We start from the raw sequence: 20126 nt of genomic DNA on the forward strand, positions 1-20126 counted from the left end.
GTGGGAGTGGTCGAGATCAACTTCGACGGCCTGATCGGCCCCTCGCACAATTACGCGGGGCTCAGCCCCGGCAACCTCGCCGCCACCGCCAACGCAGGGGCCACCGCCCACCCGCGCGCCGCCGCGCTACAAGGCATCGCGAAGATGCGGGCCAACCTGTCGCTGGGTCTGACGCAGGGCATCCTGCTGCCGCACCCGCGACCCGACCACGACTGGCTCGCGCGGCTGTCGACCGACTATGCCGCCGCCGCGCCGCACCTGAAGGCGCAGGCGCTCTCCGCCTCGGCGATGTGGGCGGCCAATGCGGCGACGGTGTCGCCCGCGGCCGATACCGCGGACGGCCGCTGCCACCTGACCGTCGCCAATCTTTCCACCATGCCGCATCGCAGCCACGAGTGGCCCGTGACGCTGGCGCAGCTCCGCCTCGCCTTCGCGCATCCTGCCTTCGCCGTCCACGCCCCCGTCCCGCCTCCCTTCGGCGACGAGGGCGCGGCGAACCATATGCGGCTGTGCGCCTCGCACGACGCGCCCGGGGTGGAGGTGTTCGTCTACGGCGTGGCCGGCGGACCGTTCCCCGCGCGCCAGCATCGCGACGCCAGCGAGGCGATCGCGCGCGCCCACGCGCTCGATCCCGCGCGGACACTGTTCGTGCAGCAATCGGCCGAGGCGATCGCGGCGGGGGCGTTCCACAACGACGTGGTCGCCGTCGCCAACGGACGCGTGCTGCTGGCGCACGAGCAGGCGTTCGCCGACCGCGACCGCGTCTACGCCGACCTGCGCCGCCTGCTGCCCGAGGTGGAGATCGTGGAGGTGCCCGCGGCGGAGGTGAGCCTCGCCGACGCGATCGGCTCCTACCTGTTCAACGCGCAGCTCGTCACCCTGCCCGACGGCACCACGACGCTGGTCGTGCCGGAGGAAGCGCGCGCCCACCCGCGCGTCTGGTCGTGGATCGAGCGGCATCTCGCCGGCAACGGGGCGATCCGGCGGGTCGAGGTGGTGGACGTGCGCGAATCGATGGCCAATGGCGGCGGCCCCGCGTGCCTGCGGCTGCGCGTCGTCTGCGATCCCGCGACGGTGGATCCGCGTTTCCTGGTCGATGCGGCGAAGCTCGACCGCCTGGCCGACCTGGTCGGGGCGCACTGGCCGGACGCGATCCCCGCCGCCGCGATCGGCGACCCGGCACTCGTCGCGCGGATCGAGGCGGCGCACGCGGCCTTGCTCGCGGCGCTGGACCTGTCGGATAACTTGACGATTAACCCTGTCCGTTAACGCGGGAATGGCGCAATTCCGCCGTTGGCGCGGCTCTTGCGTTAACGTCGGTCATGTGGAGCCGTGTCACTCGCCTGTTCGTCATCAAGACGAAGTTCGAGGCCTTCCTCGTCATCTACGGCCTGGGCACCGGCGCGGTGGAGCGCGGCTTCCATTATGTGGAGCAATATCCCGGCACGCAGGGCATCATCCTGGCACTGGCGTGCCCGGTCGCGGTGTTCATGGCAGGCGGGCGCATTCTCGACGCGATCGACCACGAAACGGCGGCATGACCCGAGCCGGCCCGGCCGGGGCCGGGTCCCGGCTCGTGCCGTCTGTCAGAACTTCACGCCCAGCCCCAGCGACACCGACGTGCCGACGTCGTAGCGGTTGTAGTAGATCTTCCGGTCGCCCGCTTCCTGATACTCGCGATACTTCTGCTGCGTCAGGTTGCGCACCTCGAACTTCACCTCGCTGTCCACGCCCGCGATGCGGATCCCCTCGCGCGCGACGAAATCGAGCCGGAAGCCCGGATGCTCGTAGATGTCGGGCTGGCCGGGCACGCCCGCACGCGTGGTCACGCGCTTGCTGGCGTAGCTCAGCAGCAGTGTCTGCTGCGACAGCGTCTCCTTGTCCTCCAGCCCGAGCTGGACGTTCACCAGATGGTCCGACTGCCCCGTCAGTGGCGCGCCGTTGCGGAAGAAGTCGGTGGCGGCCTGCGCGACGCCGTTGACCAGCGTCTGGTCGCTCGCATCCACGCGCAGCTTCGACTGCGTGAAGGTGTAATTGCCGAGCAGCAGCAGCCGGCGGGAGGCGAGCGCGTCGGACACGAAGTCGAGCGAGACGTATTTCTGCGCCTCCGCCTCGACGCCCCACAGCCGCGCTTCCGGCGCGGTCGCGAAGCTGGTGGTCAGCTCCGAGGACTGAATCGAGGAGAAGGTCTCGATCGGCTTGTCGATCTTCTTGAAGAAGGCCGAGGCGGAGAAGCGGTCGTCGCGCGAGGGATAGTATTCGAACCGCGCCTCCGCGTTCCACAGCTGGCTGTCGACCAGCGAGGGGTTGCCCTGGAACAGGCGGTTCGTGTCGGTATCGATGTAGACCTGACGGATCAACTCGCGGAACTGCGGGCGCGCGATCGTCTTCGATCCGCTGACGCGCAGCTGCATCTGCGGCTGGATCTCGTACGTCGCCGTCACCGAGGGGAGCCAGTAGTCGTTGTTCAATCGCGTGTTGAACTGCCCCACGTTGCCGGTGCCGAACAGGTCGACCGCAGCGACGCTCTGCTTCGCCGTCTCGTAACGGACGCCGATGGTGACGTTCAGCGGATCGATCGGCTGCCACACCGCCTGGCCGTAGCCGGCGTGGACCGTCAGCCCCGCGTCGAACGCGGCCGTGCCATCCTGCGCGGAGGTTTCCAGCAGCACGATCGAATAGGCTTGGAGCGTCTGGTCGGCGAGCAGGAAGTCGGGACGCAGCTGCTGCACGGCGAGCGGCAGGTTGTTGGCGCGGAACAGGAGCTCGCGGCGAACCGAGGTGCGCTGATTGTCCTGATAGGCATAGCCGACGCCGAGGCGCAGCTTGGGATCCAGCTTGTAGGTGATGTCCGCGCCGCCAGACCACAGGTCCTCGTTCAGGTCGCTGAACGCGATCGACGCCTCGCCCTGCTTCGATCCGCCCAGGTCGTTGACGAAGCGGTCGCCGGTGGGATCGCCCGCCACGTTGGTGCGCACGTAGCGGAAGGTGCGCTCGTACGGCGCCTCACGCTGCGAATTGGCGTAGCTGCCGCGCGCGTCGACATCGAGGTCGCCGAAGTCGAACTCGCCCACCAGCTGCGTGTTGATGAGCTGCCGCTCGTACCAGCCGGTGTCCTGCTGCAGGATGTCGGCGCCGACGCGGTTCTCGTCGGTGCCCAGGCCCAGCCGCGCCTGCTTCACCGTGTCGCGGATGTAGAGGTTGGTCCAGCGGACCACGTGCTCGCCGAACTCCGCGTTCAGGCCGAGCAGGCCGTTCACGACCACGCGATTGTCGGTGATGACGCGCGTGGTGTCGGTCTGCGGAATGCCCGACAGGTCCGCGTTCAGCGACAGCTGCTGCAGTGTCGAACGCGTGCGCCACGTGTTGCCGATGCCGGCGGTCGCGATCACGCCCAGCCGCACGTCGCCCACGTCGACGCTGGTGCCGCCGGTGATGTTGCCGGAGAAGTTCATCGGCATCTGGTTGACCCGCTGGAGCACCGAGGTGCGCGCGTTGACCAAGCTGCCGCCGATCGCGACCAGATCCGCGCGGGAGAAGTCCGCGCCTTCGAGGATGGGATTGCCGCTGTTGAAGGCGTCGTTCAGCGGACCCGGCGTGCGGCGCGTGCCGTCGTCGAAGCCGGTCCAGTCGCTGCGGCCACCGTAGTAGACGTAGCCGAGATTGCCGGTGGTGTAGCTGTCGCCGCTGATGCCGCCCGACACGGAGAGGAAGCTCTCGCTCGGCGCGGTCTTCGTCGTCAGGTTGATGACGCCGCCGCCGAACTCGCCGGGGAAGTTGGCCGAGTAGCTCTTCTGCACCAGGCTGGACGCGATGACGTCGGTGGGGAACAGGTCGAGCGGGACGACGCGCTTCAGCGGCTCCGGACTGGGGAGCGGCGATCCGTTCAGCAGCGCCAGGCTGTAGCGGTCGCCGAGGCCGCGGACATAGACGAAGCCGCTGCCGACCACCGACAGGCCGGTGACGCGCTGGAGCGCGCCGGCGATGTCGCCCTCGCCGGTGCGCGCGATGTCCTCGCTCGAAAGGACGGAGACGACCTGCGGCGCGGTCTGCGTCACGTTCGCGCGGGCGCGACCGACGACGACGATGTCGTCACCCCCGCCGGGAACGGAGACCTGAGGGGACTGGTCGGTCTCCGCCTCGTCCTGCGTCGGATTGCCGCTGGCGGTCGACGGCACGGCGCCGGGTGCCGCGGTAGTCGGCGTATTCGACGTGCCGCCCACCTGCGCCCACGCGTGCGGCGCGGCGAGGCTGGTGGACAGGAGCAGGACGGTTGCGAGCGGGAGCCGCTTCGACATGGTAATTCCCCCGGAAAGTCACTTGATGCGCGTGGGGGGACGGCGCGGCGCGCGCCGTCCCCCGCTTGGGTCGTCGTTCGGGCTCAGGTGGTCGGCAGCGAGGTGCAGTTGCCGCCCGCGCTGCCCAGCGGCGCGTAGGAGGAATTGCAGGTCCAGTCGCGATACCAGGTGTCCGAGGCGTCGCGTACCGCGCCGATGTACGTCGTGGTCTGCATGCGGTTCGGCGCGGTCGTGGGCTGTTCCGCGGTGTTGTTCAGCGTCGCCGCGTCGAAGGCCGGCACCGCCGCCTCGCTCGCGCCGTTGATGAACGTGTTCGTCAGCGTGCTGGTAAAGTTGCTGTTGTTGCCGTTGCTGCCCGACCCGAAGATCGCCGCGACCTGATCGTTGGTCACGCCGTCGCTGCCCAGGAACGGCGTGGTGCACCCGGAGAACACGACCGAGCGGAACACCGGCACGCCGGCCTCGTCCGCACCCGACGTCTGTACCGTGGAGGGGCTGCGGACCTGGAGGCAGGGCACGGTGGACGGCGCGACGACGATGCCGTTCACCAGCGTGAAGTCCGTGCCGCCGCGCAGCAGGATCGCCGCGCCCGTATCCGGCGTGGTGCCGCGCATGATGAAGGTGAAGTTCGAGATGCGCGTGTTCTGGCGCGGCGTCGTCTGGTCGTTGCCGTTCGAATCCGCCTCGATCATGCCGTTGCCGATGCCGGGGCGGTGGATCGTCAGCACGAACTGGATGAAGCCCTTGTAGCCGACGTCGGTGTCGAGGCTGTCGTCCTCCGCCCCGGTCAGCACCAGATACTTCATGTTCGGACGGCCGCCGAACACCTCGATGCCGTCGTCCGAGCTGTTGTGGATCTGCACGTGATCGATCGTCGTGTTGTAGCCGACGCCCGAGGGGGTGAGGCCCTGGAGCTCGCGATCCGACGACAGCACGAAACCGGAATAGCGGATCTGCACGTAGCGCAGCGAACCCGAGCTGTCGCCCGGCGTGGCGCCGCCGTAGAGCGCGTTGGACGTACCCTCGGTATCGCGCTCGCAGGCTACGGTGCCGGGCGCCGCGCCCGACGCGGCGCAATCCGTGATCGGCGCGCGGCCGAGCAGCACGATGCCGCCCCACAACTGCGAGCTGTTGTCGTCCACCGTGCCCACGACGTTGCCGCGGCCGGTGAAGATGATCGGCTGCGTCGGCGTGCCGACGGCGTTGATCTGGTTGCCGCGGTTGACGGCGAGGTAGGACACGCCCGTGGAGCCGAAGACGACCACGCCCGGATCGATCCCCAGCGTGACCGTGTTGCCCGTGCTCGCGGCGCCGGCATCGGTGCCCACGTCGACGCGGCCGTCGAGCGAGTAGATGACGCCCGCCGTCCGCGGGATCGTGGTGGAGGCGGTGAAGCGCGCCGGGAACGCGCAGTTGCGGTAGGTACCGGTCGGCCCCTGGATGGTGCCGCGATCGACCAGCGGGTTCGGACCGGTGATGGTCGGGCACGCCGCCGCGGGGGTGACGCCGCCCGCACCCGGCGTCGGCGTCGGCGAGGGAGCGGGCGCGGGGGTCGGCGACGGCAGCACGATCGTGCCCTCGCCTGGCGAGGCGATGTCGTCCGCGCCGCAGGCGGAAAGCGCCGCGGTGGCGCAGCCGATCATGAGCGTGAGCGAAGCGCGCTTGAAACTGGTCATGCTTGATTCCCCGAACCTTGGCCTGGGCGAGAAGATGCCCGGCCGACTCAGTCCCCCGTGTCGGCCTCGGCACGCGAGCTAGGCGCGGTTCGTGACAGCGGCGTTGGGGTTCGGCGACGATCGCATGACGGTTCGGTTGCGGAACGATGACAGGCGCGACCTGCCCGCTTGTCCTGAGGAGCCGTTGAGCGAAGCCGAAACGGTGTCTCGATGGCCTGTCCTAGTGGCCTCATCCTTCGAGACGGCGCTTCGACAAGCTCAGCCCCGCCCCAGGACGAACGGAGAGTGCGTGAGACGGCAAAAGGCCCGCGAGCATCGCTGCCGCGGGCCTGTGATCCGGTCCGGATATGGTGGGCGCGACAGGGATTGAACCTGTGACCCCACCCGTGTGAAGGGTGTGCTCTACCGCTGAGCTACGCGCCCGAACCGTGTCGGAGCGGGGCCACTAGCCGGGCGCCGCCCGCCTGTCCAGCCCCACCGCACCGCTTAGTTGAGCGAATCCTTCAGCACCTTGCCCGCCTTGAACTTGGGCTGGGTGGACGCCTTGATGCTCATCGGCTCGCCGGTGCGCGGGTTGCGGCCGGTGGACGCCTTGCGCTTGCTGACCGCGAACGTGCCGAACCCCACCAGGCGAACCTCGTCGCCCTTCTTCAGGCTGGTGGAAATCGTATCGAACACCGCCTCGACCGCGCGGCTGGCCTCGCTCTTGCCCAGCCCCGCCACCGTCGCGACCTGCGCGATAAGCTCCTGCTTGTTCATCCCCAAACCCCGTTGATTGCGTGACGATCGGAAAAAACCGTGGATTCGCGGGCGAGCGCCCGGAAGTACCCAATAAGGCTCGGCGGATGCGGGGAGTCAAACGAAACCCGGCGGCGTAACGATCCGCCGCCGGGTTCGGGCAGCCACCGGTCGCGTCAGTGGTGCAGTTCGCCGCCTGCGGGCGCGATCGCCGCGGGGGGCAGCGCGGCCAGTTCGTCCGCGTCGCTCCAGTCGATCGCCTCCAGCTTGTCCGCCAGCGCCAGCCGCAGCACCTCGTCGACATGCGCGACGGGCACGATCTTCAGCCCGTCCTTAATCGACGCGGGCACGTCGGCCAGGTCCTTCTCGTTTTCCTGCGGGATCAGCACCGTCTCGATCCCGCCGCGCAGCGCGGCGAGCAATTTCTCCTTCAGTCCGCCGATCGGCAGCACGCGGCCGCGCAGCGTCACCTCGCCCGTCATCGCCACCTCGCGCCGCACCGGCACGCCGGTCAGCGTGGAGACGATCGACGTGACGAGGCCGATGCCCGCCGACGGCCCGTCCTTGGGCACCGCGCCCTCGGGCAGGTGGACGTGGACGTCCTTGCGGTGGAACAGCGACGGCTTGATGCCGTAGCTGGGCGCGCGCGCCTTGATGAAGCTCATCGCCGTTTCCGCCGACTCCTTCATCACGTCGCCCAGCTTGCCCGTCAGCTTGATCGCGCCCTTGCCCGGCACGGTCACGCTCTCGATCGTCAGCAACTCGCCGCCGACCTCGGTCCAGGCAAGACCGGTCACCGCGCCGATCTGGTTCTCCGTCTCGGACAGGCCGTGCCGGTACTTCTGCACGCCCGCATAGTCGGAAAGGTTGTCGGGCGTGATCGTCACGCTCTCGGCCTTGCCCTCGAGGATGCGGCGCAGCGCCTTGCGGCACAGCTTCGCGATCTCGCGCTCCAGCGTGCGCACGCCAGCCTCACGCGTGTACCGCTGGATCAGCGCGCGCAGCCCGTCGTTGGTCAGCGCGAACTCGCCGGGCTTCAGCCCATGCGCCTCGATCTGCTTGGCGATCAGGTGCCGCTCGGCGATCTCCACCTTCTCCTGCTCGGTATAGCCCTCCAGCCGGATGATCTCCATCCGGTCGAGCAGCGGCTGCGGCAGGTTCAGCGTGTTGGCGGTGCACACGAACATCACGTCCGACAGGTCGATGTCGATCTCGAGGTAATGGTCGTTGAAGCGCGCGTTCTGCTCGGGATCCAGCACCTCCAGCAGCGCGCTTGCCGGGTCGCCGCGGAAATCCTGGCCCAGCTTGTCGATCTCGTCCAGCAGGAACAGCGGGTTGGACGCACCCGCCTTCTTCAGGTTGGTGACGATCTTGCCCGGCAGCGAGCCGATATAGGTGCGGCGATGCCCGCGGATCTCCGCCTCGTCGCGCACGCCGCCCAGCGACTGGCGGATGAACTCGCGCCCCGTCGCCTTCGCGATCGACTTGCCAAGGCTGGTCTTGCCCACGCCCGGCGGGCCGACGAGGCACAGGATCGGCCCCTTCAGCTTGTTCGTCCGCGCCTGCACGGCGAGATATTCGACGATGCGATCCTTCACCTTCTCCAGCGCGTAGTGATCCTCGTCCAGGATCGCCTCCGCCGCCGGAATGTCCTTCTTGATCTTCGACTTCTTGCCCCACGGCAGGCCGAGCAGCACGTCGAGATAGTTGCGCACCACGGTCGCCTCGGCGCTCATCGGCGCCATGGTCTTCAGCTTCTTGAGCTCCGCGGTCGCCTTCGTCCGCGCCTCCTTGGACAGCTTCAGCGTGGCGATCTTCTGCGTCAGCTCGGCGACCTCGTCACCCTCGCCTTCCTCGCCCTCGTTGCCCAGCTCGCGCTGGATCGCCTTCAGCTGCTCGTTGAGGTAATATTCGCGCTGCGTCTTCTCCATCTGGCGCTTGACGCGGCTCTTGATCTTCTTCTCGACCTGAAGGACGCCGAGCTCGCCCTCCATCAGCGCGAAGGCCATCTCCAACCGCTTCGCCGGATCGGCCTCGGTCAGCAGCGTCTGCTTGTCCGCCACCTTGATCTGCAGGTTGCCCGCCACCGCGTCGGACAGCCGCCCCGCGTCGTCGATCTCGCCCAGCTGCGTCGCCGTTTCCGCGGGCAGCTTGCGGTTCAACTTCGCGTAATTCTCGAACTGGTTCACGACGGAGCGCATCAGCGCACCCGTCTCCTCGCCGACGGCGACGAGATCCGGCACCAGCTCCACATCGGCGGCGAGATAGGCGTCGCGCGGCGTCAGGCCGGTCAGGCGGGCGCGCTGCTTGCCCTCCACCAGCACGCGCACCGTGCCGTCGGGCAGCTTCAGCAATTGCAGCACGCTGGCGGTGACGCCGATGTCGTACAAGTCGTCACGCTCGGGATCGTCCTCGGCGGGGTCGAGCTGGGCGACGAGGAAGATCTCCTTGTCGCTGCCCATCGCCGCCTCCAGCGCCGCCACCGACTTGTCGCGCCCCACGAACAGCGGCACGATCATGCTGGGGAAGACGACGATGTCGCGCAGGGGAAGAACGGGAAGATTGGTCATGGATACTCCGGCGGGCCTCCGGTGAGCGCCCTTCCTACCGTATATGGTGCGCGCGGCCCCGCCATCAATCGCCGAACCGCGATCGCCGGGCTGGCGGCCGTCCCGATCCGGCCGCGCGGCGGCGAGGGCACGGTCGCGCGTGCGGAGCGGGCGATCGGCGGGCGGGCGCTGATCGACCGCGTCCGCGCGATCCGCTGGACCGGAGAAGCGGAGCTCGCGATGCCGGGGCGCACGCTGGTGCTGCGTGTGGAGACGCGGGTGGAGCCCTTCTCGCGCGCACGGTCCGTCAGCTGGGTCAAGGCGCAGGGCCGCGCGAGCGCGCGGACGATGGAGATCGAGCCCGACGCCGCCTTCGTGCTGAGGGAGGGAGCGCGCCAGCCGATGCCGCCGGCGCAGGCGGCGCACGAGCGGCAGCAGTTCGGCCTCTACGGCCACCTGCTGCTGAAGGGGGCGCTGCAACCCGCCGCCGCGATGCTCCTCTCCACCCGCCCCGGCTTCCCGCCCGCGCGGCTGCGGCTGAGCGCGGACGGGCGGGTGGTCGCTGCGGAGATGACGGTGAGCGATCCCGGCGAGGCGGCACGCACGATCCGCGAGCAGGTGGGGCTGGACGCCTGGTCGGTGACGCGTGGCCTCGTCTGGCCGCGGCGGCTGGCAATGCGGCAGGACGGGCGCCGCTACTTCACCCTCGTCATCGACACCTTCGACGTGGAGCTCGCATGATCCCCCTCCTTCTCGCCCTCGCATCGGCGCAGACGGTGACGCTGCCGGTCAAGCTGCCGGAGAAGGGTCAGCCTCCGATCAGCGCGCAGACGCAGATCTCCGGCGGCGAGCGGCCTGCGGAACAGGCGGCGCTCGGCTTCCGCCGGGCGGAGCTGTCGTTCGAGCCCGATCCGGCGCGGCGACGGCTCGCCGGCAAGGCGGTGCTCACCTTCGAGGCGAGAGCGGCGGTGCCGCGGATCATGCTCGATCTCGACGCGAACTTCATCGTGCGCGCGGTGACGGTGGACGGACGCCCGGCGCGATTCGAGCGGCCGGACGGGCGGCTCGTCGTCGCGCACCCGCTGGCGAAGGGCGCGCGCGCGGCGGTGGCGATCACCTACGACGGCACGCCGCACGTCGCGCTGAACGCGCCGTGGGACGACGGCATGGTCTGGTCGCGGACCGCGGACGGTCGCTCGTGGTACGCCAGCACCACCGAGGGCTATGGCTGCGACATCCTGTGGCCCTGCCTCGACTTCCCCTCCGGCGAGCCGGACGAGGCGCTGCTGCACATTACAGTCGCCAAGGGGCTGAAAGCGCCGTCGAACGGCAAGCTGCTGGGTGTCGACACGCTGCCCGACGGGCGCACGGTCTGGCACTGGCGCGCGCGCCAGCCCAACACCTACGCCATCGCGATCAACGTCGGGCCGTACGAGGAGGTCAGCGGCACCTATCGCAGCCGCTACGGCAACACGATCCCGCTGCACTATTGGTACGTCCCCGGAACCGGCGCGAAGGCGAAGGCCGAGGGACTGTTCGCCGAGTTCGCGCCGACGCTCGACTTCTTCGAGCGCACCATCGGCCCCTATCCCTTCGGCGACGAGAAGGTGGGCGTGGTCGAGACCCCGCACAAGGGCATGGAGCACCAGACGATCAACGCCTACGGCAACGGCTACGAGAAGAAGGCCGAGGGCTTCGACTGGCTGTTCCACCACGAGTTCGCGCACGAATGGTTCGCCAATCAGCTGACCGCCGCGAACTGGGACGATTACTGGCTGCACGAAGGCTTCGCGAGCTACATGCAGCCGCTCTACGGCCGCTGGCGCGAGGGCGAGGCCCGCTACGCGGTGATGCTGGAGGCGCAACGCAACGCCATCGCCAACCTCGCGCCGATCGTGCGCGACCGCGTGCTGACCGAGGAGGAGGTGTACGAGCCGGCCAGGGGCGGCGCGGGCACCGACATCTACTACAAGGGATCGTGGACGCTCCACACGCTGCGCTGGCTGATCGGCGACGACGCGTTCTTCCGCGCGGTGCGGCGGCTGGTGTACGGCCGCCCCGATCCGAAGCCGGGCAACGTCACCCCGCGCTACGGCAGCACGCGCGAGTTCGAGCGGATCGTGGCGGAGGAGAGCGGCCGCGACCTCGCGTGGTTCTTCGACGCCTACCTCCGCCGCGCCGCCCTGCCCGAACTGGCGACCGAGCTGACCGCCGACCGGCTGACGCTGATGTGGCAGACCGGCAAGGGCGAGGCGTTCGCCATGCCGATCGAGGTGGAGGTGAACGGCGCGGTGCAGCGCGTCGCGATGGACGACGGCCGTGGCACCCTTTCGCTGCCACGCGACGCGCACGTCGTGATCGATCCCGCCGCCCGGGTGTTGAAGCGCTCGATCGCGGTGGAGGAAATGCAGGCATGGCGCAGGCAGGCGAAGTAGACGGTGGCGTGGCGCTCGGCTGGAAACGCGCGGGCGAGATGGCGGCGGTGTTCATGATCGGCGACGGCGTGCTGGGGCTGCTCCAGCCGGTGCGGCACGTCGCCCTGTGGCGCACGCCCGTCGCGGCGGTGGACGCGCTGGTGCGGCCGTTCGCGGACCGGCCGGGCTGGCGGCGCGGCTATGGCGCCGCGCAGCTCGCCGCCGGCCTGGCGCTGGCGGCGGCGCTGCGGCGGCGATAGCCGATCACTCTTCCCTGCCCGTTCGTCCTGAGTGAAGTCGAACGGTCCCCCTCACGCCGCCGCGCGCACCATGGACCAGAAGTGCGGGCCGCCGCCGGGCACGTCCCACTCGCTCGCCACTGCGAACCCCAGCGCGCGATAGAGGCCCAGGTTCGCCTCCGTCGCGGTCTCGAGATAGACGGGCGAGCCGCTGGTCGCGGCGAGCCCCGCGCGGATCGCGCGACCGCCATGGCCGTGCCCCTGCGCCGCCGGATCGCATCCGGCGACGTGGAGGTACCAGTGATCGCCGGCCGGCATGTGGGAGGCGATCGCCTCCGCGACGGCGAGCGCACGCGGAGCCGCGGTACCCAGCGCGCGCCACATCGGCCATGCCTTCATCAGCATCCGCCCGATACCCGGCCGGTGCGATGCGCCGGGCGCCTGCCACAGCGTGGCGGCTTCTCCGCCCGCCGTCACCCACCGCATCCCGTCCGCATCCTCGTCGAACAGCAGCGCGAACAGCGGCGGCAGGCGCGCGGCGCGGACGCGCGGGTCGGGATAGATGAAGGACATCGCCGGATCGTCGCGGAACGCGCGGGCCAGCATCGCCGCCACCGCCGCACGGTCGCGCAGGCCCGCCGCACGTACCGGCGTCACGGCACGACGGTGATGAACAGATAGGCGGCGAAGATCACCAGGTGCACCGCCCCGCCCAGGATCGTCGTTCGCCCGGTGCCCAGCGACAGCGTGATCGTGAACAGCGACAGGATCAGCAGCGTGATCGATTTCGGCCCGATGCCCAATGCCAGCGGCAGGTCCAGCAGCAGGCTGACGATCGCGACGGAGGGGATGGTGAGGCCGATCGTCGCCAGAGCGGAGCCGAGCGCCAGGTTGAGGCTGGTCTGCAACCGGTTGCGCTTCGCCGCGCGATAGGCCGCCAGGCTCTCCGGCGCGAGCACCAGCGCGGCGATGACCACGCCCACGATCGCGAGCGGCAGGCCGGCGTTCAGGATCGCCGTCTCCACCGTCGCCGACAGCCCCTTGGCCAGCATCACGACGCCGACGAGCGCGATCAGCAGCAGTGCCAGCGAGGCGTAGGTGGTGGGATTACTGGGCCGCTCCGCATGGGCGTCCTCGGGCAGGTCCTCGTCGGGCAGGAAATATTCGCGATGGCGCACCGTCTGCACCAGCACGAACATCAGGTAGAGGAACAGCGACACGACGGCGACGAAGACCAGTTGCGTCGGCGCGTAGGTGGGTCCGGGGGCGCTGGAGACGTAATTGGGCAACACCAGGCTCAGCACCGCCATTGCGGTCAGCACCGCCAGCGCCGCGCTGACGCCGCGCAGCGTGAAGCGCTGCTCTCCATGGCGCAGCCCGCCCGCCATCAGGCACAGGCCGACGATGCCGTTGAGGATAATCATGATCGCGGCGAACACGGTATCGCGCGCCAGGGCGGAGGCGTCGCCCGCGTCCGACAGCATCAGGCTGACGATCAGCGACACCTCGATCACCGTCACCGCGACGGCGAGCACCAGGGTGCCGAACGGCTCGCCGACGCGATGCGCCACCACCTCCGCGTGGTGCACCGCCGCCAGCACCGCGCCGATCAGCACCGCCGTCGCCAGCACCGTCCCCGCCGTACCGAAGCTGTAGAGCGAGATCGCGATCGCGACGAGGCCGAGGGCGGGAAACAGGATCGTCCACCACGGCAGCGCCAGCTTGTGCAGCAGCGCGCGCTTGGCGGCGGGGGTCGGCAGCTTGTCGGTCACATCGGCCATCACCCGACCAATGCGTGAGACGCCGCATGGGTCCGTGACGCTCGCGTTACGAAATGTGTGATCGCTGCAGGTGACAGTGGGTCGGTCAGGATACGGACCATGGGTGCTCCCGCGAAGGCGGGAGCCCAGGGCCACGGGCGCTATCCTCCGTTACCCTGGACTCCCGCCTTCCCGGGAGAACAGCACCTTCGAGCGATCGCACGCCTGCGTTTCAGGCGGCGTCCTCGGTCGCCTTCTTCTTGTCGGCATAGACGCGGATCGGCTCCTTGCGGCCGTCCACCACGTCCTTGTCGATCATCACCTCGTCGACCGAATCCATGCCGGGCAGGTCGAACATGGTGTCGAGCAGAATGCCCTCCAGGATGGAGCGCAGACCGCGCGCGCCCGTCTTTCGCTCGATCGCCTTCTTCGCCACCGTCGTCAGCGCGTCGTCGGTGAAGCCCAGCTTCACCTCCTCCATCTCGAACAGCTTCTGGTACTGCTTCACCAAGGCGTTCTTCGGCTCGCTGAGGATCTTCACCAGCGCCGGGATGTCGAGGTCCTCCAGCGTGGCGATGACCGGCAGGCGGCCGACGAACTCCGGAATCAGGCCGAATTTCAGCAGATCCTCCGGCTCGGTCTGGCGCAGCATCTCGCCCGTCCGACGCTCCTCCGGCGAGGCGACATAGGCGCCGAAACCGATCGACTTGCCCTGCAACCGGTCGCCGATGATCTTCTCCAGCCCGCTGAAAGCGCCGCCGCAAATGAACAGGATGTTGGTCGTGTCGACCTGCAGGAACTCCTGCTGCGGATGCTTGCGCCCGCCCTGCGGCGGGACGGAGGCGGTGGTGCCCTCCATCAGCTTCAGCAGCGCCTGCTGCACGCCCTCGCCCGACACGTCGCGGGTGATCGACGGATTCTCCGCCTTGCGGCTGATCTTGTCGATCTCGTCGATGTAGACGATGCCGCGCTGCGCCCGCTCGACATTGTAGTCGGAGGCCTGGAGCAGCTTGAGGATGATGTTTTCCACGTCCTCGCCGACGTAACCCGCCTCGGTCAGCGTCGTCGCGTCGGCCATGGTGAAGGGCACGTCGAGGATGCGCGCCAGCGTCTGCGCCAGCAGCGTCTTGCCGCAGCCGGTGGGGCCGACCAGCAGGATGTTCGACTTGGCCAGTTCCACGTCCGCGCCCTTGGCGCCGTGGTTCAGCCGCTTGTAGTGGTTGTGCACCGCGACGGACAGCACGCGCTTGGCCTGCTTCTGCCCGATGACGTAATCGTCGAGGACGTCGCAGATCTCCTGCGGGGTGGGCACGCCACCGTCCTTCTTCGACACCAGCGCGGACTTCGTCTCCTCGCGGATGATGTCGTTGCACAGCTCCACGCACTCGTCGCAGATGAAGACGGTGGGGCCCGCGATCAGCTTGCGCACCTCGTGCTGCGACTTGCCGCAGAACGAGCAATAGAGGGTGCTCTTCGAGTCGCCACCGCTCAGCTTCGTCATTCAATCAGTCCTTCCACGCGGATCATCCGCGCCTGGTTGGCCGGGCATGGTAGCCCGGCCCGCCACATAACGGCAATCCTGTTAACGTTCAGGCCGCCGCGGCCACCTCGTCGGCGGGCGCCGGCCGCTTGTCGAAGACCTCGTCGATCAGGCCGAAGGCGCGCGCCTCTTCGGAGGAGAGGAACGTGTCGCGGTCCATGCGCCGCTCGATCTCCTCGATCGGCTGGCCGGTGTACTTGGCATAGAGCTCGTTCATCCGCTGCCGGATGCGCAGGATCTCCTTCGCCTGGATCTCGATGTCGCTGGCCATGCCCTGCGCGCCACCCGACGGCTGGTGGATCATGATCCGCGCGTTGGTCAGCGCCACGCGCATCCCCGGCTCTCCGCTGGCGAGGAGGAAGCTGCCCATCGACGCCGCCTGGCCGATGCACACCGTACCGACGCGCGGACGGATATATTGCATCGTGTCGTGGATCGCCATGCCCGCCGTCACAACGCCGCCCGGCGAGTTGATATACATGAAGATGTCCTTCTTCGGGTTCTCCGATTCAAGGAACAGCAGCTGCGCGGTGATGAGGCTGGCCATGCCGTCCTCCACCCCACCGGTCACGAAGACGATGCGCTCGCGCAGCAGGCGGGAGAAGATGTCGAAGCTGCGCTCGCCGCGGTTCGACTGCTCGATCACGATCGGCACGAGGCCCGCCTGCGTCTGCTGAAGGCCGAGCCCGGCGCTCGCCAGCTTGCCCGCGAAATCGCCGGTGTCGAACGGATTGTGCATGGGAAACTCTCTTATACCCTGATGAGGCGACCTATGTCGCGCGGGAACGCGGCGACTTCAAGGGCGGCCGAAGTTGACGAACATGACCGCATCGCGCGTCATTCGTCCACTTCCATCCGCACCCTGCCCGCCATCGGCACCTCTACGCCTCCCGCGCCGTGTAGGACAGCGGCGCCGGGCGCCCGATGCGCCAGATAGGCCAACCGCCGCACTTCGCGTCGGCCGCGCACGACCGTGTCGAGGATGAGGCCGGCGAAGGCGCACAGCGCGGCGAGGATCATGAGCCCGGTGACGAGGATGGCGGTGGGGAAGCGCGGAACCAGCCCGGTCTGCGCGTAGGTGAGCGCCAGCGGGATGGCGAGCACCAGCGCCAGCAGCGCCAGCGCGGCGCCGACGGCGCCGAAGAACCACAAGGGACGCTCGATCCGGTAGAGCATCGCGATCGTGCGCAGGATGCGCCAGCCGTCGCGCCAGGTGCTGAGCTTCGACGCGGAGCCGTCGGGCCGCTCGAAATAGGGTGTCTCCACCTCGGCCACCGGCATCTTCAGTTCGAGCGCGTGGACGCTGATCTCCGTTTCGATCTCGAACCCGACGGACAGGACGGGAAAGCTTTTCACGAAGCGGCGCGAGAACACGCGATAGCCGGACAGGATGTCGGTGAAGGTGCGGCCGAACAGCCGGGCGAGCATGCCCGTCAGCAACGCGTTGCCCAGCCGATGGCCGCGGCGATAGGCGGCGGCCGCCTCGCCGATACGGCTGCCGACGACCATGTCGAGTTGCTCGTCCAGCAGCGCGGCCACGAGGCGCGGGGCGGAGGCGGCATCGTAGGTCGCGTCGCCATCGGCCATCACGTAGACGTCGGCGTCCACGTCGGCGAACATCCGCCGCACCACCGCGCCCTTGCCCTGGATCCGCTCGGTCCGGACGACCGCGCCCGCGGCGCGCGCCACTTCCACGGTTCGGTCGCGGCTGTTGTTGTCGTAGACGTAGACCGTCGCACCCGGCAGCGCAGCGCGGAAATCCGCCACAGTCCGCGCGATCGCCGCTTCCTCGTTATAGCAGGGGAGCAGGACCGCGATGGTGGGCTGGGTGGAGGCGATCGGCGTCACGTGATCCCGTTCGGGCTGGGCCTGTCCAAGCCCGGCCCTTCCCTTACGAAGAAGAACGACGCTTAGACAAGCTCAGCGCGAACGGCGATGGTAAGGCGGGCGGGTTAAATTTCTCCCGTCATGCCGGGTCTGTCCCGGCATCAGGGGCGCCGCGCACCAACTGCCTGCCGGTTCGCGCAACCCTGCACCCCGGCACGAGGCCGGGGTGACGGACTGCCGGGATCGTCTTAGGCCTCGGCGGCCTTCTTCTTCGCGCGCGGCTTCTTCGCGGGGGCGTCTGCGGCTCCCGCGCCCTCGGCGGCTTCCGCCGCGGCAGGGTCGCTGGTCACGTTGGTCGTCTCCGCCTCGACCGGGGCGGCCTTCTTCGCCCGTGGCTTCTTGGCCGGGGCGACCTGGTCGGCCGGAGCATCGGCGGCAGGCGCGTCGGCCGCCGGCTCGTCGGCCGCCGCCTTCTTCTTCGCGGCAGGCTTCTTCGCCGGCTTGGCCTCCGCATCACCCTCGCCCGCGTCGGCCTTCTTCGCGGCCGCCTTCTTCTGCTTGGGCTTGTGGTTGTCGTGGTCGTGGTGGTGCGTGCCGGTGGCGAAACCGTCCTCGCTCTCGATCGCGGCCTCCAGCTCCTCGCGCGTGGTCTCGCGGTCGGTGATCTCGGCCTTCTCGAACAGGAAGTCGACGACCTTGTCCTCATACAGCGGCGCGCGCAGTTGCGCGGCAGCCATCGGCTCGGACTGGACGTACTGCATGAACTGCTGGCGCTGCTCCTGCGGATATTGCTGCGCGGCCTGCATGATGAGGCGGCTCATCTCCTGCTGGCTCACCTCCACGCCGTTGGCCTGGCCGATCTCGCTGAGCAGCAGGCCGAGCCGCACGCGGCGCTCGGCGATCTTGCGGTAATCGTCGCGCTCGCTCTCCATCTCGGCGATCGCCGCCTCCGGATCGGGCTCGTGCGTCGCCTCGTGCTGGAGCTGGTGCCAGATCTGGTCGAACTCCGCCTCGACCATCGACGGTGGCACCTCGAAATCGTGCCCGGCGGCCAGCTGGTCGAGCAGCTTGCGCTTCATGTAGGTGCGCGTCAGGCCGTTGTTCTGCTGCTCCAGCTGGCCCTTCAGCAGCTCCTTCAGCTGATCGAGGGACTCGAGGCCCAGGTTCTTCGCCAGCTCGTCGTCGATCACGCTCTCGCCGGCGACCTTCACCGACTTGATGGTCAGGTCGAAGGTGGCGTCCTGACCGGCGAGCTCCTTGGCCGGGTAATCGGCCGGGAACGTCACCTTGATCTGGCGCTCCTCGCCCGCCTTCGCGCCGACCACCTGGTCCTCGAAGCCGGGGATCAGGCGACCCGCGCCGATCTCGATCGCCATGTCCTCGCCGGTGCCGCCCTCGAAGGCGACGCCGTCCATCGTCTTGCCGACGAAGTCGACGGTCACCTGGTCGCCCTGCTCGGCGGCCTTGTCGCCCGCGTCCTCAAAGCGCTTCTGCGCATCGGCGAACTTCTGGAGCTGCTCGGCAACCGCCTCGTCGGCGACGGGCACCGTCAGGCGCTCCAGCTTCAGCCCCTCGATTGCGGGGGTCGGCACCTGGGGCAGCACCTCCAGCGAGACCGTCAGCTCGGCGTCCTTGCCGGGCTCGTAGCCCTCGGCCAGCTCGACCGACGGCTGGATCGCCGGGCGCAGCTGCTGCTCGGCCAAGAGCGACTGCACGCCCTGCTGGATCGAGTTGTTGAGCGCGTCCTGGTGCAGCGCCGGGCCATGCATCTTGCGGACGAGGTTCGCCGGGACCTTGCCGGGGCGGAAGCCGGGCATCTTCATCTGCGGCGCCACGCGCTTCAGCTCGGCATCGACCCGCGCCTCGATCTCCCCCGCGGGGATGGTCAGCGTGTAGGCGCGCTTCAGGCCCTCGTTCAACGTCTCGACAGTCTGCATCTGGCCGCTTTCGTCTGAAGAATCTGTGTGTTGGTGGCCCCCGCTCGAAGCACGGGGACTGGTGCGGGCGAAGGGACTCGAACCCCCACATCTTGCGATGGCAGGACCTAAACCTGCTGCGTCTACCAGTTCCGCCACGCCCGCATGGGACACCGCCGGTCGCGGCGCTCTATACGTCCGTCGCGCATCCGGCAACCCGGTGCGAAGGCGGGCGTTGACGCGGGTGAAGGAGATGCCGACCATGGCCAGCGTACCCCCCCCGGAGAACCCCCAGCCGACCCAGCCGGGGCAGCCCGACACCCCTCCGCCGGAGATTACGCCGCCCGGTCCGGACATCGACGTGCCCGCCCCCGGCAGCCCGGCGGGCGACCCCGCGCCCGCGAACCCGAGCATCTGAGATGGCACAGGACCGGCAAGTCCCCGGAAAGGACGACGACCGCAGCGACATCGAGCAGGCGGTGGAGGCGCGCAGCGATGCGCTGAAGCGCGGCGAAGGCGGCGAGGAACCGGCGCGCTTCACCGATCCCGGCGAGTTCGACGGGAACAGCGGCACCGGCGGCGAGGTGAAGAACCAGGACCTGACGCAGCAATAGCGCGCGGTCCGGATCACCCCCGCCGCACCAGCAGCACGCCGATCAGCACCAGCGCCACGCCGCCGAGGCGCCCCCAGCTGATCGGCTGCTGCTGCAACCCGAGCCAGCCGAAGCGATCGAGCAAAAGCGCGGTCACGACCTGGGCGCCGATCGCCATCGTCAGCGTCGCAGCCAGCCCCAGCCGCGGCGTCGCGAACGCCAGTGCCGCGACGAAGGCGGCACCATAGAGGCCGCCGAACCACGCCCACCACGGCGCGCCCTTCAGCTCGGACAAAGGGGTGCGGTCCACCGCCCAGACGACCAGCAGCACCAGCGTGCCGACCGCGAACGACACCAGCGCGGCCAGCCACACCGACCCGGAGGCTTTCGCCAGCGCGGCGTTGGTCGGCGGCTGGACCGCGACGCCGAGGCCGGCGATCAAAACGGCGAGGATGGGGAGGAGCTGGGGCATGGGAGCGCCTTGTCGTTGCGAAAAGCGGCGTTCGGACGATCGTCATCCCGGGCTCGTCCCGGGATCCAGAGCCGCTGGCGGGGACCTGCATGACCCTGGATGCC

Annotated in this window: 18 protein-coding genes and 2 tRNA genes; 7 read left to right on the top strand and 13 right to left on the bottom strand. The window is 69.1% G+C overall.

Annotation, left to right across the window (positions count from 1 at the left end; all coding sequences use genetic code 11):
• Positions 1-1269 carry an N-succinylarginine dihydrolase gene (locus HBH26_RS01115; RefSeq protein WP_168132709.1) on the top strand — a complete coding sequence of 423 codons (1269 nt, stop codon included), beginning with the start codon at positions 1-3 and terminating at the stop codon, positions 1267-1269.
• Between the two features lie 53 nt (positions 1270-1322).
• The gene (locus tag HBH26_RS01120; RefSeq protein WP_168132710.1) at positions 1323-1541 is read left to right on the top strand and encodes a hypothetical protein; all 219 of its coding nucleotides are present in this window, start codon (positions 1323-1325) and stop codon (positions 1539-1541) included.
• Between the two features lie 45 nt (positions 1542-1586).
• On the opposite strand, the gene HBH26_RS01125 is transcribed toward HBH26_RS01120, so the two are convergent.
• The 5 genes from HBH26_RS01125 to lon all read right to left on the bottom strand — a co-directional run bounded on the left by HBH26_RS01125 (position 1587) and on the right by lon (position 9282).
• Entirely contained in the window at positions 1587-4298 is a 2712-nt protein-coding gene (locus tag HBH26_RS01125; RefSeq protein WP_168132711.1) for a TonB-dependent receptor domain-containing protein, read from the bottom strand.
• Positions 4299-4381: 83 nt separating this feature from the next.
• Positions 4382-5974 carry a hypothetical protein gene (locus HBH26_RS01130; protein WP_168132712.1) on the bottom strand — a complete coding sequence of 531 codons (1593 nt, stop codon included), beginning with the start codon at positions 5972-5974 and terminating at the stop codon, positions 4382-4384.
• Positions 5975-6322: 348 nt separating this feature from the next.
• Positions 6323-6397, bottom strand: a tRNA-Val gene (locus tag HBH26_RS01135).
• A gap of 63 nt (positions 6398-6460) precedes the next feature.
• Positions 6461-6733 (bottom strand): HU family DNA-binding protein, encoded by a 273-nt coding sequence (locus tag HBH26_RS01140; RefSeq protein ID WP_168132713.1) that lies wholly within the window; start codon positions 6731-6733, stop codon positions 6461-6463.
• Positions 6734-6888: 155 nt separating this feature from the next.
• Positions 6889-9282 carry an endopeptidase La gene (gene lon, locus HBH26_RS01145; RefSeq protein ID WP_168132714.1) on the bottom strand — a complete coding sequence of 798 codons (2394 nt, stop codon included), beginning with the start codon at positions 9280-9282 and terminating at the stop codon, positions 6889-6891.
• A gap of 21 nt (positions 9283-9303) precedes the next feature.
• On the opposite strand from lon, the gene HBH26_RS01150 reads away from it, so the two are divergent.
• From HBH26_RS01150 to HBH26_RS01160, 3 genes are read left to right on the top strand one after another with little or no spacing between them, the layout of a single operon-like run.
• On the top strand, positions 9304-10002 hold the full coding sequence (locus HBH26_RS01150; protein ID WP_168132715.1) for a hypothetical protein: 699 nt from the start codon (positions 9304-9306) through the stop codon (positions 10000-10002).
• Positions 9999-11696 carry a M1 family metallopeptidase gene (locus HBH26_RS01155; RefSeq protein WP_168132716.1) on the top strand — a complete coding sequence of 566 codons (1698 nt, stop codon included), beginning with the start codon at positions 9999-10001 and terminating at the stop codon, positions 11694-11696. Before HBH26_RS01150 ends, HBH26_RS01155 begins: the two co-directional genes overlap by 4 nt.
• Positions 11675-11935 carry a hypothetical protein gene (locus tag HBH26_RS01160; RefSeq protein ID WP_168132717.1) on the top strand — a complete coding sequence of 87 codons (261 nt, stop codon included), beginning with the start codon at positions 11675-11677 and terminating at the stop codon, positions 11933-11935. Before HBH26_RS01155 ends, HBH26_RS01160 begins: the two co-directional genes overlap by 22 nt.
• A gap of 51 nt (positions 11936-11986) precedes the next feature.
• Here the strand turns inward: HBH26_RS01160 and HBH26_RS01165 are convergent, their stop codons facing one another.
• The 7 genes from HBH26_RS01165 to HBH26_RS01195 form a co-directional block, all read right to left on the bottom strand.
• A complete protein-coding gene (locus HBH26_RS01165; protein ID WP_168132718.1) occupies positions 11987-12571 on the bottom strand; it encodes an N-acetyltransferase in 585 nt (194 codons plus the stop codon).
• Positions 12568-13695 (bottom strand): calcium:cation antiporter, encoded by a 1128-nt coding sequence (locus tag HBH26_RS01170; protein ID WP_168132719.1) that lies wholly within the window; start codon positions 13693-13695, stop codon positions 12568-12570. Before HBH26_RS01170 ends, HBH26_RS01165 begins: the two co-directional genes overlap by 4 nt.
• Before the next feature lie 211 nt (positions 13696-13906).
• On the bottom strand, positions 13907-15175 hold the full coding sequence (gene clpX / locus HBH26_RS01175; protein WP_168132720.1) for an ATP-dependent Clp protease ATP-binding subunit ClpX: 1269 nt from the start codon (positions 15173-15175) through the stop codon (positions 13907-13909).
• A gap of 88 nt (positions 15176-15263) precedes the next feature.
• Positions 15264-15953: an ATP-dependent Clp protease proteolytic subunit gene (locus HBH26_RS01180; RefSeq protein WP_168132721.1), complete on the bottom strand. Its 690-nt coding sequence runs from the start codon at positions 15951-15953 to the stop codon at positions 15264-15266.
• A 98-nt stretch (positions 15954-16051) separates the two neighbouring features.
• Complete coding sequence (locus HBH26_RS01185) at positions 16052-17062, bottom strand: glycosyltransferase family 2 protein (RefSeq protein WP_338057203.1); 1011 nt, start codon at positions 17060-17062, stop codon at positions 16052-16054.
• A gap of 227 nt (positions 17063-17289) precedes the next feature.
• Entirely contained in the window at positions 17290-18978 is a 1689-nt protein-coding gene (tig, locus tag HBH26_RS01190; RefSeq protein ID WP_168132722.1) for a trigger factor, read from the bottom strand.
• A gap of 59 nt (positions 18979-19037) precedes the next feature.
• Positions 19038-19122, bottom strand: a tRNA-Leu gene (locus HBH26_RS01195).
• Between the two features lie 97 nt (positions 19123-19219).
• Between HBH26_RS01195 and HBH26_RS01200 the strand changes: the two genes are divergently transcribed.
• Together HBH26_RS01200 and HBH26_RS01205 are read left to right on the top strand one after the other, a co-directional pair.
• The gene (locus HBH26_RS01200) at positions 19220-19375 is read left to right on the top strand and encodes a hypothetical protein (protein ID WP_168132723.1); all 156 of its coding nucleotides are present in this window, start codon (positions 19220-19222) and stop codon (positions 19373-19375) included.
• A 1-nt stretch (position 19376) separates the two neighbouring features.
• A complete protein-coding gene (locus HBH26_RS01205) occupies positions 19377-19571 on the top strand; it encodes a hypothetical protein (protein ID WP_168132724.1) in 195 nt (64 codons plus the stop codon).
• Between the two features lie 13 nt (positions 19572-19584).
• Here HBH26_RS01205 and HBH26_RS01210 read toward each other — a convergent pair whose 3' ends face one another.
• The gene (locus HBH26_RS01210) at positions 19585-20022 is read right to left on the bottom strand and encodes a DMT family transporter (RefSeq protein WP_168132725.1); all 438 of its coding nucleotides are present in this window, start codon (positions 20020-20022) and stop codon (positions 19585-19587) included.
• Between the last annotated feature and the right edge of the window lie 104 nt (positions 20023-20126).

This window comes from Sphingomonas corticis, from assembly GCF_012035195.1.
Taxonomy (GTDB): Bacteria; Pseudomonadota; Alphaproteobacteria; order Sphingomonadales; family Sphingomonadaceae; genus Sphingomonas; species Sphingomonas corticis.

What these genes read in the sequence shown, in the direction of transcription:
- HBH26_RS01120 (WP_168132710.1), top strand. Translation starts at nt 1,323, where the DNA reads ATGTGGAGCCGTGTCACTCGCCTGTTCGTCATCAAGACGAAGTTCGAG.
- HBH26_RS01125 (WP_168132711.1), bottom strand. Translation starts at nt 4,298, where the DNA reads ATGTCGAAGCGGCTCCCGCTCGCAACCGTCCTGCTCCTGTCCACCAGC.
- HBH26_RS01130 (WP_168132712.1), bottom strand. Translation starts at nt 5,974, where the DNA reads ATGACCAGTTTCAAGCGCGCTTCGCTCACGCTCATGATCGGCTGCGCC.
- HBH26_RS01140 (WP_168132713.1), bottom strand. Translation starts at nt 6,733, where the DNA reads ATGAACAAGCAGGAGCTTATCGCGCAGGTCGCGACGGTGGCGGGGCTG.
- lon (WP_168132714.1), bottom strand. Translation starts at nt 9,282, where the DNA reads ATGACCAATCTTCCCGTTCTTCCCCTGCGCGACATCGTCGTCTTCCCC.
- HBH26_RS01155 (WP_168132716.1), top strand. Translation starts at nt 9,999, where the DNA reads ATGATCCCCCTCCTTCTCGCCCTCGCATCGGCGCAGACGGTGACGCTG.
- HBH26_RS01160 (WP_168132717.1), top strand. Translation starts at nt 11,675, where the DNA reads ATGGCGCAGGCAGGCGAAGTAGACGGTGGCGTGGCGCTCGGCTGGAAA.
- HBH26_RS01170 (WP_168132719.1), bottom strand. Translation starts at nt 13,695, where the DNA reads ATGGCCGATGTGACCGACAAGCTGCCGACCCCCGCCGCCAAGCGCGCG.
- clpX (WP_168132720.1), bottom strand. Translation starts at nt 15,175, where the DNA reads ATGACGAAGCTGAGCGGTGGCGACTCGAAGAGCACCCTCTATTGCTCG.
- HBH26_RS01180 (WP_168132721.1), bottom strand. Translation starts at nt 15,953, where the DNA reads ATGCACAATCCGTTCGACACCGGCGATTTCGCGGGCAAGCTGGCGAGC.
- tig (WP_168132722.1), bottom strand. Translation starts at nt 18,978, where the DNA reads ATGCAGACTGTCGAGACGTTGAACGAGGGCCTGAAGCGCGCCTACACG.
- HBH26_RS01200 (WP_168132723.1), top strand. Translation starts at nt 19,220, where the DNA reads ATGGCCAGCGTACCCCCCCCGGAGAACCCCCAGCCGACCCAGCCGGGG.
- HBH26_RS01205 (WP_168132724.1), top strand. Translation starts at nt 19,377, where the DNA reads ATGGCACAGGACCGGCAAGTCCCCGGAAAGGACGACGACCGCAGCGAC.
- HBH26_RS01210 (WP_168132725.1), bottom strand. Translation starts at nt 20,022, where the DNA reads ATGCCCCAGCTCCTCCCCATCCTCGCCGTTTTGATCGCCGGCCTCGGC.